This is a genomic window from Nostoc sp. NMS2 (genome assembly GCF_017115105.1).
GTDB lineage: Bacteria > Cyanobacteriota > Cyanobacteriia > Cyanobacteriales > Nostocaceae > Nostoc.
This window is the reverse complement of sequence record NZ_JABXKH010000137.1, coordinates 13654-28441: the sequence shown is the minus strand read 5'-3', so window position 1 is coordinate 28441 and position 14788 is coordinate 13654. Positions and strand designations below refer to the sequence as shown.

Below are 14788 nucleotides of genomic sequence, written 5' to 3'. Positions count from 1 at the left end.
GCGCACAGGGCAATTTACCTGGAAGCCCAATTATGAACAAGCGGGTGAATATATATTAAGATTTGCGGCAACTGATGCCCAAGGTGCTAGCGATATCCGCAATGTTACTTTGCGTATTGCCAACGTGAACCGCACTCCTGCAATATCTGTGTCACCCCATGCTGTGGCTCTGGGTGAAACACTCCAATTTATAGTAGCTGGGACTGACCCAGATAACAACACAAATCTCACCTACACAGCCGTTGATTTGCCTCTGGATGCGGTACTTGATGCGGTGACAGGACGGTTTACTTGGACACCCAATCCAGGACAAATGGGTGATTATGCTGTTATCTATGCGGTTAGTGATAGCGAGAAAACAGTAACGCAGACATCTCTTGTGCGAGTGGCGATGCCTGGAAGTAATAATCGTAAGGTATGAACACAGATGAAAATCTCAGTGATTCTTGGTGGGATAGAGTTAAATATTAGGCTCGGCTGGCGATTGAACAGGTTAAATATGGGGTGGAGTCAGTTAAAGAATTACTCAGTACACTAACGAGTGATGAGCGTTGCAGCGTGATGCTGGAGTTTGAGGATGCTTACCCTGATAAGTTTGCTCAACTGGTGACAGATGCCCCACAGTGGACTGAGTGGATGGCATAAAAAAGCTGGGTTTAGTACAGACCAATTTAAGAGTTAATTCCTTAAACATCGCATTTTCAACCTTGATTTATTGCGTTTGGCTCCATATAGATAATTTCCCAAATGTGGCCATCTAAGTCAGCAAATCCATGTCCATACATAAAACCGTGATCTTGGGGTTCATTATAGGTTGTTCCACCGGCGGCGACAGCAAGGCGAACCATTTCATCGACTTGTTCTCGGCTATCAGAAGATAAACACACAAGGACTTCTGTGCTTTTTGTAGCATCACAAATTTCTTTGGGAGTAAACGTTTTAAACTTCTCATGCGTCAAAAGCATCACGAAGATGTTTTCGGACACAATCATACAAGTGGCAGTTTCGTCAGTGAATTGAGGATTAAACTCAAAGCCGAGTTGAGTAAAGAACTGGATCGATTGATTAAGGTTTTTGACTGGTAGATTGACGAAAATTTGAGTACTCATAAATTCTCCTTTTGAATCATTGTACAGTGAAGGATCGGCGAAAAGGTTGAGGTTTGAGTTTTAAGGGAGACACCCGTAAGCGCTCCCCAAAATGACGATTCAAGCAGTCTTCTGGCAGTTGACTATCCACGGAATACCGAATTGATCGACCAACATGCCAAAGCGGACAGACCAGAAGGTTTGCTCGATCGGCATCTTCACTTTTCCATTTTCTGCTAGTGCATGAAAGATGCGTTCTGCCTCGACTGGCTCGTCAACGCTGATTTGCACGTAGAAGCCCTGGGGTGTTTCAAAATACCCAGGCGGACTGTCAGACCCCATCAAGAGGCGATCGCCCAGATCGAGGCAGACGTGCATGATTTTGTCATGCCATCCAGCAGGTACATGCTCGGCTGAGGGTGCATCTCTGTGGGTCAGCATCATAACAATTTTGCCACCAAGACAGTGTTCATAGAACTTGAACGCTACGTCACAGTTGCCGTTGAACATGAGATAAGAATTGATTTTCATTGGATGTTGCAAGAGGTGACTTTAGTTGGGCTATGGGTTTAGCGTCAATACAGCATGATTTGTCTCTGGATCAAATGGAACTGAGAGGTGTTCGTGTGATATCTGCCATTCGCCTTGATTTTTCTGGCAGACAGAGGTGACGCGCATCCACGTCTGCATTGCTGGATGGTCTTGAGTTCCTGTAAAGCGAAATAGCCAGTGTGCAACCGCTAAGTCTTCACTGACGGTAATCTTGAGGTCTCGTGTTTCTATCTCAAAGGTGTCCGGGAAATAAGGCAAACACTCTGACCAAACTTGACCCCAAGCATCTTTCCCTTGGGTTTGGAAGGGAGGTTTAACATCGAAGACAATGACCTCGGTGGCATAGCGGGACATAATTTGGTCAACATCCTTGGTGCAGATGGCACGTTGTTGCTCCGCAATCAGTTGGCGAATCTGAACTTCTTCTTCTGTAATCGTGCTTTTGGTTGTCATCGTCATTTCTCCTTTTGGGTTGAGGTTGAGTACAGTTACGAATTCTCTGGCAAACCCGCAACTTCAATCACAGGTCGAATTTCGACGGTGCCAACTTGTACTGCTGGAATCTGGGCAGCGATCGCGATCGCTTCATCGAGATCCTGAGCATTAATCAGAAAAAAACCGCCCAATTGTTCGCGGGTTTCTGCGAACGGTCCATCAGTCACTAGCGATTTGCCGTCGCGCACCCGAACACTGGTTGCAGTTGCGACAGAGTGCAGAGGGGCGGTCGCCAGATACTGCCCCTTCGAGTTGAGTTGTTGTGCCAGTTGCGCGGATTCTACATAACAGTCTTCCCGCTCGGTTTGGCTCAGGGCATTTTCCTCCAGGTAAATCAGCAGCAAATATTTCATCGAGTTGCCTCCTTTATTTCCCGTTGTTGCTTCCCTTCTTTAGTAAATCGAACGGTGCTGACTCAAATCGACACGGGAGCCAAAAATTTTGATCGTTTAGTACGATTGGGGTATACCTCCCTTGTTTCCCTTCTAAGTTAAGTCGAACGGTGCTGACTCAAATCGACACCTCACCAAAAATTTTTTATGTCAGGTATAATCCCAAACGCAAAAACAGACGTAAACCAAGCACTCGCTTCCGTTTACAAAGCTGAGTGGGGGCGAATCGTCGCCATCCTCATCCGGTTAGTGAGAGATTTCGACGTGGCTGAAGAAGCGGTACAGGAAGCCTTTATCGCTGCCGCGAATCAGTGGCAGTCTTGCGGCGTGCCCGATCTTCCCCGTGCGTGGCTGATCAAAACAGCCCGATACAAAGCTATCGATCGCCTCCGACGGCGGACACGGCTCACGGAAAAGCTGGAATGGTACGCCGCCTGCGGGTTAATCCCAACCCAAGAGGAGCCAACTTATGATACAGATGAAATTCCAGACGATCGGCTCCGGCTGATCTTTACTTGCTGCCACCCAGCACTGGCAATTGAGGCGCAGGTTGCTTTGACGCTGCGGATGCTGGGCGGACTTGAGACGGATGAAATTGCGCGGGCGTTTCTTGTACCCACGGCAACAATGGCGCAACGGCTGGTGCGTGCCAAGCGCAAAATTCGGGATGCAGGTATTCCCTATAAAGTGCCAGACACGACCGATCTGTCTGTGCGGGTAGACGCAGTACTAACAGTGATCTATCTGATTTTCAACGAGGGCTACGCGGCGACTAGGGGCGAGACGATGATGAGAGCCGACCTCTGTACAGAAGCGATTCGGCTGGGTCGTCTCGTGAGGATGTTGATGGCACGGCAACCGCCTTCAGAAGTGACTGCCCTCGTTGCGCTGATGTTGCTGCACGACTCCCGACGCGATGCCCGTTTGGATGAGGCGGGCGATCTGGTGTTGCTCGAAGATCAGGATCGCCATCGCTGGAACCAACAGCAGATTGCTGAGGCGTTGCCGCTTGTTGAAGAGGCACTGCGAACCGGAACTGGCCCGTTTGGAGTGCAAGCTGCGATACCTTCGGTGAGCTTCGCTAACGCGGCACTACATTGTCAGGCGGCACAGGCAGAAGAAACGGACTGGTTACAAATTGTCCGCCTCTACGATTTGCTTGAGAGCTTGCAACCCTCGCCGATTGTGTCGCTGAACCGGGCAGTGGCGATCTCAATGATCGAGAGTCCTCAGACTGCGCTCGAACTCATTGATGGGCTTACCCCTCAACTTAATGGCTACCATCTATTTCACGCCACCCGTGCCGATTTGCTGCGCCGTATTGGAGCCTCCCAAGAAGCCGCACAGAGCTACGCCCTAGCCCTCGCGCTGGTAACAAATAACAGCGAACGCCGCTTTCTAGAGCGTCGGCTGCGCTCAGTTCAGTCCTAACGTCCAGCATCGCCGAACGCGCAAACAATTATTGAAGTGATTTGCGGACTTTTGGCGCAAAAGGCTTTTGGTTGCATTAGACATACACCAATTTCAGTATTAGTTATTCGGCGGACGCTGCAAGGTTTGTTTTAGCCCAAGATTGAACCTGAACCAACTTCCCACTGATGTTTGAGCAATTCTTGGTAAGTCTTTTCCCTTATCATCATCTGCTTATAGAACATCAGCAAAAACTCTTGAGCTTGTTCACGGGACATCTGCTGCACTTGATCAGAGAAAGTTCTAAGGCTGAATTCTTGTTCTAAAGATAATTCAATGGGTTGATTCATCGCTTTTATTACCTACTCTTTTATTTAAGTTTGCTTACGTAAGCAAACATTGCTTTATATAAATAAATGTTACGATAGCTTTACAAAAATCAAAGGGGTGTAAACCGTACCGACGTAGGTTAGAAATGCCGTATCTGCTGCTGAAAACCTTGATATCACTCCATTGTGGCAACTCAAGTAAAAACCTAAGTTCTAAAGTTTCTTACTTTGAGGTTTTTAAAAGCATTTTTCGCCTCTGCATGGGGCTGGCGATCGCTCAAAAGAAGAGATGAGCAATACAATTATTCCTTTGGGCAACGATTGATGAGCGTCGCGGCGTGATGCTGGAGTTTGAGGATGTGAAGTTGATAAGTTTGCTCAATTGGTAACAAATGCCCCACAGTGGACTGAATAGATGGCTTAATTTCTTGGGCACAGAGAGCGACGCGAAGTTCGCGTTGCATAAACTTTGTTCTCTAGCTTGATAACTAATAACCTCAAAGAAGTTCAAGAGTGATGGAATAAAGAATTATGGTTTTAGTTAAAGAGCTAACAGCAGTTAGTACAATTGCAGTTCGGGGATTAGATTTGCAGCTTTTTTGGGAATTAAATCAATTAGTTCCTAATTCATTAGTCAGTATTGCTGACTTAAATATAAAAAAAGGTGAGGGGCTTTTTCCTTACTGCCAACTTCCAGCACGGAATGCCTTGAAAGCAGCATTAACTGCTTACGGGCAATCTTTGACTATTAATAGTGCCTACCGCTCTGTGATTGCCCAAGCAATGCTTTATAGCCAAAAACAGAGGGGATTAATTGATAATCTAGTCGGATATCCCGGAAAATCAGACCACCAAAAGGGTGCATCTTTAGACATAGAAGAATGGGCAGACGTGAAAACTCTGATGACCAGTCATGGATGGGAATGGACTTATGGCAACAAAGATGCAATGCACTTTGATTGCACATCTGATAAAATCAGGGATATCCGCCCCGATTCCATCAAAGCTTTTCAAAAACTATGGAACAAGACCAATCCAGATAATAAGATTGCTGAAGATGGAGATTTAGGTGAACAAACTTTAAGGTGTATTTATAATTCTCCTGCTGAGGGATTTCCAAATGTGCAATATCCGAGAATTATGAAGCTGACAACCCCGTATCAATTTGGCAAAGATGTAGGCCAGATGCAATTAGCTCTCAGAAAAGCTGGCATTCCATTAGAACAAGCCAATCAGATATTTGACAACGCGACAGAACAAGCTGTAAAAGCTTTTCAACAGTCAAAAGGGTTGTCCCCAGATGGTGTAGTAGGTGAACAAACTAGAATCCTTTTACAGTTGAGTTAGGGACTTAAAGAAAACGAGGTACTAAGCACGAACCCGAAATAAATCGAAAAGCCTTACTAAAGTGAATACTCGACCACGCTGATAGATCAACTACCAAGGCCATCAAGATTTATTTTATGGATTTTCCCTAGTCAAACTGGGGCGATTGTTACCTCCCATTTTAGTTATGTTTCAAAATGCTACCAAACCGAATGGTAGCATTCTAACTTTTGTCAGATAATCTGATTGCACTCCGCAGTACTCTCTAAGTTATACCCACCTTTTTTAAAATCTCTAAACATTTCCTCAATGTCAAATCGCTTTTTATAAGCTACTATGTGATTTAATTGATTCGGTTTGTAAAACAATTCCAATTCCCGCATGAAGACGCTATGATATAACTTTTACATCTTTCAAATCCAGAAGTTCTATTAGAATTTTAATTCCTCTTTTGTTGAGCATATCTGTAAATACACCTAAAAATATTATTGTTATATTTACAGCTAACAATAAATATGGTTTCAATGTCAACTATATCAACGACTTTACTCATAATTTTATATACTAATTGACGAGTTTTAACTTGGATCGCTAATTATTTGGCATAATAAGTCCTGAAGAACCTTAAAAGTTTCTTGTTCCAGTATTAATCACTTTTCATGTATTTTATACATCCTTGGATACTTCGGCTTTTACTCTGAGATATCCATCTCTGGAGGTATTTTGATAATGTATCAATTAAATTGTCCACAATTTGGCTAGCCCAAGTGTTTTTTCACACTTGTGAGAAATCCGGGTTAAAACCTTTATTAATGAACAACGACAAAGGACAAATGACAGCCTTTGCCAGTTAGCTTTAATTACGCCGACTTACTTACTATGGTTTTACTCTGTGTAAATTAATAGAATTTGTCTTCCCATCATGGTTAATGCCACTCCAATCATCACAATGAGTGTCACCTTCCCACCAGGAACGAGTGGTTGATTTGTGCTATCTGGTTTTTCTTGTTCTTGACGTTGCTTCCAACTCATTAACGCCGGGATAATTCCACCTAGAACTGAGATACTGAACGTTCCAGTGTAATCTAGAGCAGTAAAAAAGATGCTGGGATTGAGTGTTCCGAGAGTCATCGGCGGGAAAAGAACCAGTGAATAGAGAGGGAAACGGCTAGAAAGCTTGCCCTGTGCCATGAGAAAAATATCTCCAAACAAATCCAGCAAACCGTACACAAATCCGATGAATGATGTGACGATCGCAAACTCTGAAAAAATGGATACTAGCATTCCTAACCATTCCCCCCCACCACCTGCTCGGAGAATTTGCAGTGGGTCAAAAACAGTTCTACCATCAGATGTGCCATGTAGCATATCAGGACTGACGCTTCCTAAAATTACGATATTCCACGCCAAGAACATAATTAGAGGAATCACAGAACCAATTAAGATAGACTGACGAATTTTGTGGGCATCCCCTTCGAGTTGCGTCACAACCAACGGCACAACGTTTTGGAAAAATAGTGCCACAGCCATCACTGAAATAGCACTACCAAGGGCACTCCAGTTCTGAAATAAGAATTGGGCACTCTGAATGTGCCTTCCTGCGAGAAACAATAATCCCAAAAAGGAAACGATGACAATTCCGACAAAGGCACTGTTTAATTTCTCAATAAACTTTTCTCGCCCAAGATACATAATGCCACCAAATAACAGCGTGAAAGTCGTTGTACCCATCCACGCTGGCAATATCTGCACACTCCAGATTTTTGCCGCCGCATATCCTAAAATCTCTCCACCTTGGGTGATGTATGCCACCAAGAGAGCATAATGCATAAATAAATATGCGCCGCCAGCCATTAGCGCTCCCAGCTTACCAAGGATTTTCTCAACAACTCCCAAAAAACCTATGCTTGCACGCCCTTCTGTTCGCATCGTGTTTAAGGTAACTTCTGCAACCAATAACCCTGAAACTAAAGCGTAGAGCCAAACAGCAATCAGTCCAGATGTGGATGGCACAATACCAGACGGCAGAGTAACAGCTGGTAGAGCGAGAATTCCAGCCCCAATAGTGGTTCCCGCAATCAATGCAGTACTTCCTAATACACTACCCGGTTGATGATTGAGCTTTTTTCCATCAAATTCAAGATGAGAAAACAACCGAGTGACTTGCTCTGAATTTTTGAGAATAGTCTCTATGGGAACCATATTGAATAGCCGTACCTAAAACCAATTAACAATATTAGCATCTGGAAATATTCTTCGTAAAAACCCTGATTTTACTGCTTTTTCAGGAAAATTTTCGCTAAAAATAAGCGGGTAGTGTAGGTGGAGAGGGATAGCCGCCCCGCCGCTTGGGGCATTGGTCAAACAGGGCATAGAGATGAGGGAAATGAGGGGCAAAGGAAAATAATTAATAACTAGTGACAAATGACCAATGACAAATGACAAATGACAGCCCAGTTAGATTTCGCTTCAGCTATCGGAATTTAAGGGCAAAATTACTGTAAAATTAGTACCAACTCCAATTTGACTTGTAACACTAATTTGACCCCTGTGAGCATCAACGCACCTTTTAACAATTACTAAACCTAACCCAGTGCCCTTAATTGAATGGACATTTGAGCCTCGGTAAAATGATTCAAAAAGTCTAGCTTGATCTGCTTCTGGAATGCCCATTCCTTGATCTTGAATAGAAAAAATTGCTACTTTCTCAATTGGATCGCATATTAAATTAAACTGAATTTTGCCACCTCTTGGAGAATATTTAATCGCATTTGAGAGGAGATTCTCGAATATGTAATGTAAGAGTCCTTCATCCATTACAGCGTCAGTGCGATCGCTATGACAGGTAAAAACAATTTCACACACGCTACTTTCAACAATAGAAAAATCTTTGATTAACTCTAGACAAAATTGCTCTAAGTTAAGTGAGGCAGGGTTATATACAAGTTTTTCTGCCTCCGCTCGGCCCACAAACAGCACTTCTTCCATAAGTTTTTCCATAGACTGTACAGCACCTTGAATTCGCTTTAAATAAATTCCTCTTTTTACATCTGTCAAATTTGCTCCTTGCATCTCTATAAGCTCTACTGCCGTTTGAATAACAGTCAGGGGATTACGGAACTCATGAGATACGGTAGAGATAAATAAGGACTTGAGACGGTTAAGTTCTTGCTCCTTTTCTAATGCTTGCTCTAGCACTTTTGTTTGGCGGCGATCGCTAAGATCCCAGAAAACAACTACTACACCATTTATTTGATCGGGTCGTCCCTTCAGTGGTGAAGCACTATCGCCAATGGGAACTTTTTTTCCGTCTCTTGTAATCAGAGATGTGAATTCCTCTAAATAAACAACCTGCTGCTCCCGCAACACTTTTGTCACTGGGTTTTCTAATATAGTGTCTGTGACTTCATCGACAATCTGAAAAATATTCGCCGCCTCATTTCCTAAAGCATCTTTTTGCTGCCAGCCAGTGAGTGCCTCAGCTGCGGGATTCATAAATGTTACCTTTCCCTGCTCATTTGTAGCGATTACAGCATCGCTTATTGAGTTTAAAAGGGTTGCTAACTGATCTCGATTTTGCCGTAGTTCACGCTCTAACTGGTGTTTTAAAAGACCGATCTCAATTGCTATTTTTAAATCTTTTGTAGTAAATGGTTTAACAATGTATCCAAAAGGTTGGGTAATTTTGGCTCTTTCTAAAGTATTATGATCACCATAAGCGGTTAAAAATATTATAGGAACGTCTAACTGCTCACGAATATGGCTGGCAGTAGCAATACCGTCCATTTCACCTTTAAGAATAATATCCATTAATACTAACTCTGGTTGAGTTTCCAATGCTTTAGCAATGGCAACTTTTCCAGATGAAGCTGTTCCCGTAACAACGTAACCTAGTTGACTGAGTTGGCTAGCAATAGCCCTAGCCACAATCACTTCATCTTCAACAACTAAAATCCTAGCTTGACCCATTTGATATTTACTGATGCAAGGTTAACTGCGTAAATTTGATTTTGAATCCTGTTCCATGATTGCGTTCTAAAGTAATATCGCCTTCTAGCTGTTCTGTAACCAAGTCATATACTAATGACAGACCCAAAGAATCAGTATTTGTCCAATCTAAATTATCTGGTAAACCAATTCCATTATCTTGGATAGTCATTTCGATACTATTATTTATATTGCGTAGAGCAATATTGATTGTACCTACTTGTTGATTCGGAAAAGCGTGCTTGAGGGCATTGGAGATTAATTCGTTAATAACTAATCCGCAGGCAATAGCTTGATCGACATTTAAATTCACTGAATCTATATCAGTTTCTAGAGTAATTTTATTAGGCCAGATTTGATAGGAAATTAATAGGCTTGCTGCTAAATTACTTATATAGTCAGCAACATCAATTTGCCCAATATTAGCGGAAGTATACAAATTTTTATGAATTAGAGATATTGATTCAATTCGGTTTTGACTTTCTCGAAGAACTTTGATGGCTTCAGGATCTTTGACTGTTTGAGACTGAAGTTGTAATAAACTGGAGACAATTTGCAAATTATTCTTAACTCGATGATGAACTTCTTTTAACAGAACTTCTTTTTCAGCCAAGGCATTTTTTAATTTGACTTGAGCTTTTTGTCTTTGAACAAGTTCAGTTTGAGCTTGCTCAAAGATGCTGGATTGTTGAATTGCGATCGCTAATTGGACTGTCAGTTGATCGAGCAAATCTAATTGATTTTCTTCCCACTCACGGAAACCAGAGCATTGGTGAGCAATCAGTAAACCCCAAAGGTGAGAGCCAGGGTTTTGAGAACTTACTTCTAGCAAAATGGGTACAACTAAATTTGCTTTGACTTCAAATTGTTCTAATAAGCGAATATGACAATCAGTTAGTCCAGCTTCATAAATATTAGCGATCGCTCGTTTGTGTCCCTGATAATACTCCACTCCTGCGCCTGTTTGAAAACACGTATCATGAATCTTTACGCCCAAAGAAACTGTCCATCCAGTTTCCACCGACTCGGCCATAATTGTGCCGATCATTTCTGAGTCAAACTGATAAACTACTACTCGATCAACCCGAAGTAAATCTCGCACTTCTTGAACTGTTGCATTCAAAATATTTTGGAGATTCAAAGATTGACGAATTCGTTGAGCAACAGTTCGCATCAATTGCTCCCGTTCGGCTTGACCTTTTAGAGCTAGTTCAGTTCGCTTGCGCTCTGTGATATCTTGACCAATAGTGATAATTTGACCATTTGAAAGTTTAACATTTGTCCAAGACATATCGAGTAAATCACCATCTCGAACCTGAGTTCTGAAGTCAGCCCAATTGTGTTGTGCAGACTGCATAAAATTAATTACATACTGTCGATATTCAGCATTAGGATATAATGCTTCCAAGACATCACCAGTTTGGAAGTCTTTAAATTTCCAGCCTAAAACACTTTCCCATTCTTGGTTTATCCACTGGAGTTTACCATTAGTATCAATAAGTGCAATCATCAATGGTATACTCTCAAAAATCCTCCGCAAAAACTCATTTTGCTCTTGAAGTGTTCTTTCTATTCGTTTGTGTTCTGTAATATCTCGGATATTAACTAACCGAGCGTTGTAACTGGCATAGTCTATTGTATGTGTGACAACTTCAACATCAAGAATCTGTCCGTCTTTTCGCCGATGTAGCCATTGTGCAGAAAAGTGTAAGTTAGTGTGCTTTTGTCCTAAATATTCTCTGAAGATAGGCACATTTTCTGGAGGGCAAATGTCAGTTATTCGCATTTGCAAAAATTCTTCTCGTGAGTAGCCGTAGTGGATAACAGCAGCTTCATTTACATCCAAAAATTGCAGATTATTCTGGTTATATATCCACATTGGATTAGGATTTTTAGAGAAAAGAAGTACTTCTAGCCGTTGACTTTCATTTTCAGGAAATAGCATTATTTTTCTTGGAATAATTTATTCCTTCTTATAGCGCTTCTCGCTTGGATGCTATACACTTTGACCTCACTTCCATTCCTCTCTCCTTTTAGGAGAGAGGCTTTGAATTTTACTCCCCAACACTACAAGGGTTGGGGCTGTTCTTGTTAGGTCTGTATTCCATACAATTGAGAACCGCTATAATAGGCACTTGAGGTTGCTCAAAGGTGATATCATTTCTGTTTGAAGATGCGACTATAAAAGTGATGTAAAACTACAGGCTGTAGGGGCAATTTATGAATTACCCCTGCGTAAATAAAGCGTAGCCTTACCTAAAATTGGTATGAGTTTCAAAAAAACTCATATTCCCCATCAGTATTTTTATCAAATTATGGGCAGTTTTTGCAACATAATCGATAGATGAGTTTAGTAACGAAGTTTATACCAATTCTCTGTGAAACTGCACAAAATCAGTCTTGGCAAGACTTAGGGCTTAAAGCCCTTCTTACATATAACTTCGATGTTTTTCAGCTAATTTGCGGTAGCCTGCGGTAAGCTTATGCACATCTACGTTTTATCTTGGGTGTCCCAATGTAGTGATATATAGAGCAGCTTCATCAGCAGGAATACCCAAAACTTCATTTACTTGGTCATCAAAGAATCCACCGATACCGCTAACGCCTATATTTAGGTGCATTGCGGCTAAATTCAGGCGCTGTCCTAAATGACCGGCATCCAGATGTAAATAACGGTAAACGCGATCGCCATATTGAGCGATCGCAGCTTTAAGATCGGCTGTATGAAACAATACTGCTGCTGCATCCCGCCCTAATTCTTGCCCCAAACAGAGAAAATGTAACTCTCGCCGGAAATTTTTAAACCGAATTTGGCGTAATTCTTGGGCTTTGGGCGCGTAATAATAACAACCTGCCTCCAGTCCTTTAACTCCGCAAACAGCAATAAATGTTTCTATTAAATTCAAATCAAAGTAGTCTGGAGAAATATCTAAACTTTGGTCGATGTAATTTTGCGGTTGGTAAGTGAAATCGAGTAAACTTTTTAATTCCTCGAAAGTTAAATCATCACCATTGTAAGCGCGGGTAGAGCGGCGCTTGTACATAGTATTTTCCAGTTCTGACAGCTTTTGTCCCCAGTCTATAGGTATGGTGGTGGTGGGAATTTTCAAACAGAAAGGAAAGTTATATTTATCTTCCAAAGATTTTTCTTGTTTGATCACTGGTAGATTGAGATTGCCAGTAATACCTGATTGGATCTCGGTGTGTCGATGGAAATATGTCAGCAATTCACCATCGGGGATTTGGGGATAATTGGTTTCGGTGGCGGAAGGTAAAGCAGTACATCCCAATGGCAAATTTTGATTGACATCTAACAAGTCTGCCAGAGGTAAGACAGCGATCGCACCTTCTTGTTGCGGATCTACATAAAGCAGATCGTTTACCGATTCGTCCACAAAGCCGCCGATTAAATGAGGGCGAAAATCAGTAATCGCGCCAGCCAATTCGATATTACCCAATAAATGTCCCGTATCTAGAAAAATCCGGCGATAAGCCCGATCTTCATAGCGCCACGCAGAACGATAAAATACCGCAGTGACAATAATTGCTAGTTGGGTGTTTTCTAAAGAAGGATGCCAGAAACAAGCTGCTTGGAGAGTTTGCCAAACATCACTTTCCCAATAATGCATCAGCGAATGAGTCCGACACTGGTAGTTATACAAACCAGGTGGCAATAACGACGTGCCACGGGAAACCACATACACTTCAGCCGGGTATAATCCGCCGGCACTGGGAGCAGCACGTAAATACACCGCACTACCCATAGAAGGCATTCTCGCCGTCAATCCATAGCTGCGAAACAGCAACCGGGAAAGTCTTTGCCACCATTGAGCATCTGGGTTATTAGCAAAGCCCTCTGGTTTTTCTTGGATATAGGGTTTGAGATCAACAGTAGAGCCAATTTTGTACTCTTTGAAAGGCACTGGCTGTTTAGTCCAGTCTAACTGCTGACTTTTGGAGGCGAGTGTCTCAGGGTTGTATTTAGTCCGTTCGTGGTAATGCTGGGCAATTGATTGGTGTAATTCTGGCATAGTACTTTTAATATCCTTGAGGCATTCTTTTTTTGATCTTGGCATTCATTAGCCCCATTGTTTCGTGTCAATTCGTACAATCCTCATAGTCATAAAGTGGTAATTGGTAACAACTGCATTGGGGATTGGGAATGGGGCATTGGCCAAACAGGGCATTGGGCAAAAAGAATGTAGAGACATAGCACTGCTACACCTCTACAAGGGTTCTGGATAACGCATATTTAATTTCTGGACATGTCCAATATTTTTCATAACCGCCGAATCGCAATTTCTAAGCCTTCACAGACACCACTAAGAAAATCTAAATCTAAAGTAGCGATCGCATCACTAGGTTTGTGATAATGGGGATTTCGCAAGAATGCCGTATCTGTCACCATCATTGCCGGATAACCCAAATCCCAGAAAGGTGCATGATCGCTAAGTCTGGTTTGGGGAACTATTAAACCTCGATTCGGCACGGGTAGCCATTGACTAGCTACGCCAGCTTTGCGAATATTACGGCTCATACCAATTAAGTCAGGCAATGTCCGCAAATTGCCAATTAAAGCAATAAAATCACCTGTGTCTGGGTAGAAGCGTTCCAGAGGAGGGGGATAACTTTGAGAACCAGGCGTAGAATCCTTATAGCCCAGCATTTCTAGGGAGATCATTAAACGTAGCTGTTGCTTTTGTTGGTGCAACAAGGCTGCATAGTCAGCACTACCCAGTAAGCCGTATTCTTCCATATCGAAAGCAACCAGCCTTAAAGGATATCTTACAGCTTGGGCAGCAAACTTTCTGGCTAATTCCAGCAACACCGCCACACCAGTGGCATTATCATCAGCCGCAGGTGTTCCCGGAACGCCATCATAATGAGCGCCAATTAAAATCGGTGGCAAATCCTTTTTTTGCCCTCTAGCTTGGGAGTGTAAATTTAATATCAAGTTCTTACAAGCTTTACCCCTGACTTCAAAGGTGTGGATTTCCACACTCCCCCATTGGGAAAATTCCTGACGGATATATTCTTGGACAAAAAAATGTCCAGCCGTTGCCATGTAAGGATCGCGTTCTCGCGCGATCGCACTGAGGTAAGTTTGTAATCGCTCTGTTAAATTCAAATGTTTAAAATAGCGGTAATATTAAGGTTTTCAACGAAGAGACAGGAGGCAAGAGGCAAGGGGGCAGGGGGCAAGGGAGAA

Annotated in this window: 15 protein-coding genes; 4 read left to right on the top strand and 11 right to left on the bottom strand. The window is 42.6% G+C overall.

Annotation, left to right across the window (positions count from 1 at the left end; genetic code table 11):
* The first annotated feature begins 109 nt into the window (after window positions 1-109).
* Window positions 110-421 (top strand): Ig-like domain-containing protein, encoded by a 312-nt coding sequence (locus HWQ36_RS24665; protein ID WP_292707562.1) that lies wholly within the window; start codon window positions 110-112, stop codon window positions 419-421.
* 83 nt (window positions 422-504) lie between these two features.
* Window positions 505-645 (top strand): hypothetical protein, encoded by a 141-nt coding sequence (locus HWQ36_RS24660; RefSeq protein ID WP_292707559.1) that lies wholly within the window; start codon window positions 505-507, stop codon window positions 643-645.
* A 56-nt stretch (window positions 646-701) separates the two neighbouring features.
* Here HWQ36_RS24660 and HWQ36_RS24655 read toward each other — a convergent pair whose 3' ends face one another.
* From HWQ36_RS24655 to HWQ36_RS24640, 4 genes are all read right to left on the bottom strand, one after another.
* Window positions 702-1109, bottom strand: a complete 408-nt coding sequence (locus HWQ36_RS24655; protein ID WP_292707556.1) for a VOC family protein — start codon at window positions 1107-1109, stop codon at window positions 702-704.
* A 99-nt stretch (window positions 1110-1208) separates the two neighbouring features.
* Window positions 1209-1619 (bottom strand): VOC family protein, encoded by a 411-nt coding sequence (locus HWQ36_RS24650; RefSeq protein WP_292707553.1) that lies wholly within the window; start codon window positions 1617-1619, stop codon window positions 1209-1211.
* A 30-nt stretch (window positions 1620-1649) separates the two neighbouring features.
* The gene (locus HWQ36_RS24645; RefSeq protein ID WP_292707550.1) at window positions 1650-2093 is read right to left on the bottom strand and encodes a nuclear transport factor 2 family protein; all 444 of its coding nucleotides are present in this window, start codon (window positions 2091-2093) and stop codon (window positions 1650-1652) included.
* 35 nt (window positions 2094-2128) lie between these two features.
* Window positions 2129-2488, bottom strand: a complete 360-nt coding sequence (locus HWQ36_RS24640) for a YciI family protein (RefSeq protein WP_292707548.1) — start codon at window positions 2486-2488, stop codon at window positions 2129-2131.
* A 186-nt stretch (window positions 2489-2674) separates the two neighbouring features.
* On the opposite strand from HWQ36_RS24640, the gene HWQ36_RS24635 reads away from it, so the two are divergent.
* The gene (locus HWQ36_RS24635; RefSeq protein ID WP_292707545.1) at window positions 2675-3958 is read left to right on the top strand and encodes an RNA polymerase sigma factor; all 1284 of its coding nucleotides are present in this window, start codon (window positions 2675-2677) and stop codon (window positions 3956-3958) included.
* A gap of 131 nt (window positions 3959-4089) precedes the next feature.
* On the opposite strand, the gene HWQ36_RS24630 is transcribed toward HWQ36_RS24635, so the two are convergent.
* Window positions 4090-4287, bottom strand: a complete 198-nt coding sequence (locus HWQ36_RS24630; protein ID WP_292707543.1) for an NblA/ycf18 family protein — start codon at window positions 4285-4287, stop codon at window positions 4090-4092.
* Between the two features lie 281 nt (window positions 4288-4568).
* Window positions 4569-4730 (bottom strand): hypothetical protein, encoded by a 162-nt coding sequence (locus tag HWQ36_RS24625; RefSeq protein ID WP_292707540.1) that lies wholly within the window; start codon window positions 4728-4730, stop codon window positions 4569-4571.
* A 67-nt stretch (window positions 4731-4797) separates the two neighbouring features.
* Here HWQ36_RS24625 and HWQ36_RS24620 point away from each other — a divergent pair, with 67 nt between their 5' ends.
* Window positions 4798-5613, top strand: a complete 816-nt coding sequence (locus tag HWQ36_RS24620) for a peptidoglycan-binding protein (protein WP_292707538.1) — start codon at window positions 4798-4800, stop codon at window positions 5611-5613.
* Between the two features lie 864 nt (window positions 5614-6477).
* On the opposite strand, the gene HWQ36_RS24615 is transcribed toward HWQ36_RS24620, so the two are convergent.
* The 5 genes from HWQ36_RS24615 to HWQ36_RS24595 all read right to left on the bottom strand — a co-directional run bounded on the left by HWQ36_RS24615 (window position 6478) and on the right by HWQ36_RS24595 (window position 14707).
* Window positions 6478-7794, bottom strand: a complete 1317-nt coding sequence (locus tag HWQ36_RS24615; RefSeq protein ID WP_292707535.1) for an aromatic amino acid transport family protein — start codon at window positions 7792-7794, stop codon at window positions 6478-6480.
* Window positions 7795-8061: 267 nt separating this feature from the next.
* On the bottom strand, window positions 8062-9561 hold the full coding sequence (locus tag HWQ36_RS24610) for an ATP-binding protein (RefSeq protein WP_292707533.1): 1500 nt from the start codon (window positions 9559-9561) through the stop codon (window positions 8062-8064).
* Window positions 9562-9568: 7 nt separating this feature from the next.
* Complete coding sequence (locus HWQ36_RS24605) at window positions 9569-11524, bottom strand: PAS domain S-box protein (RefSeq protein WP_292707530.1); 1956 nt, start codon at window positions 11522-11524, stop codon at window positions 9569-9571.
* Between the two features lie 553 nt (window positions 11525-12077).
* On the bottom strand, window positions 12078-13610 hold the full coding sequence (locus HWQ36_RS24600; RefSeq protein ID WP_292707740.1) for a SagB/ThcOx family dehydrogenase: 1533 nt from the start codon (window positions 13608-13610) through the stop codon (window positions 12078-12080).
* A 248-nt stretch (window positions 13611-13858) separates the two neighbouring features.
* Window positions 13859-14707 carry a M28 family peptidase gene (locus tag HWQ36_RS24595; RefSeq protein WP_292707527.1) on the bottom strand — a complete coding sequence of 283 codons (849 nt, stop codon included), beginning with the start codon at window positions 14705-14707 and terminating at the stop codon, window positions 13859-13861.
* Window positions 14708-14788: the final 81 nt, after the last annotated feature.

What these genes read in the sequence shown, in the direction of transcription:
- HWQ36_RS24655 (WP_292707556.1), bottom strand. Translation starts at nt 1,109, where the DNA reads ATGAGTACTCAAATTTTCGTCAATCTACCAGTCAAAAACCTTAATCAA.
- HWQ36_RS24650 (WP_292707553.1), bottom strand. Translation starts at nt 1,619, where the DNA reads ATGAAAATCAATTCTTATCTCATGTTCAACGGCAACTGTGACGTAGCG.
- HWQ36_RS24645 (WP_292707550.1), bottom strand. Translation starts at nt 2,093, where the DNA reads ATGACAACCAAAAGCACGATTACAGAAGAAGAAGTTCAGATTCGCCAA.
- HWQ36_RS24640 (WP_292707548.1), bottom strand. Translation starts at nt 2,488, where the DNA reads ATGAAATATTTGCTGCTGATTTACCTGGAGGAAAATGCCCTGAGCCAA.
- HWQ36_RS24635 (WP_292707545.1), top strand. Translation starts at nt 2,675, where the DNA reads ATGTCAGGTATAATCCCAAACGCAAAAACAGACGTAAACCAAGCACTC.
- HWQ36_RS24630 (WP_292707543.1), bottom strand. Translation starts at nt 4,287, where the DNA reads ATGAATCAACCCATTGAATTATCTTTAGAACAAGAATTCAGCCTTAGA.
- HWQ36_RS24625 (WP_292707540.1), bottom strand. Translation starts at nt 4,730, where the DNA reads ATGCAACGCGAACTTCGCGTCGCTCTCTGTGCCCAAGAAATTAAGCCA.
- HWQ36_RS24620 (WP_292707538.1), top strand. Translation starts at nt 4,798, where the DNA reads ATGGTTTTAGTTAAAGAGCTAACAGCAGTTAGTACAATTGCAGTTCGG.
- HWQ36_RS24615 (WP_292707535.1), bottom strand. Translation starts at nt 7,794, where the DNA reads ATGGTTCCCATAGAGACTATTCTCAAAAATTCAGAGCAAGTCACTCGG.
- HWQ36_RS24610 (WP_292707533.1), bottom strand. Translation starts at nt 9,561, where the DNA reads ATGGGTCAAGCTAGGATTTTAGTTGTTGAAGATGAAGTGATTGTGGCT.
- HWQ36_RS24605 (WP_292707530.1), bottom strand. Translation starts at nt 11,524, where the DNA reads ATGCTATTTCCTGAAAATGAAAGTCAACGGCTAGAAGTACTTCTTTTC.
- HWQ36_RS24600 (WP_292707740.1), bottom strand. Translation starts at nt 13,610, where the DNA reads ATGCCAGAATTACACCAATCAATTGCCCAGCATTACCACGAACGGACT.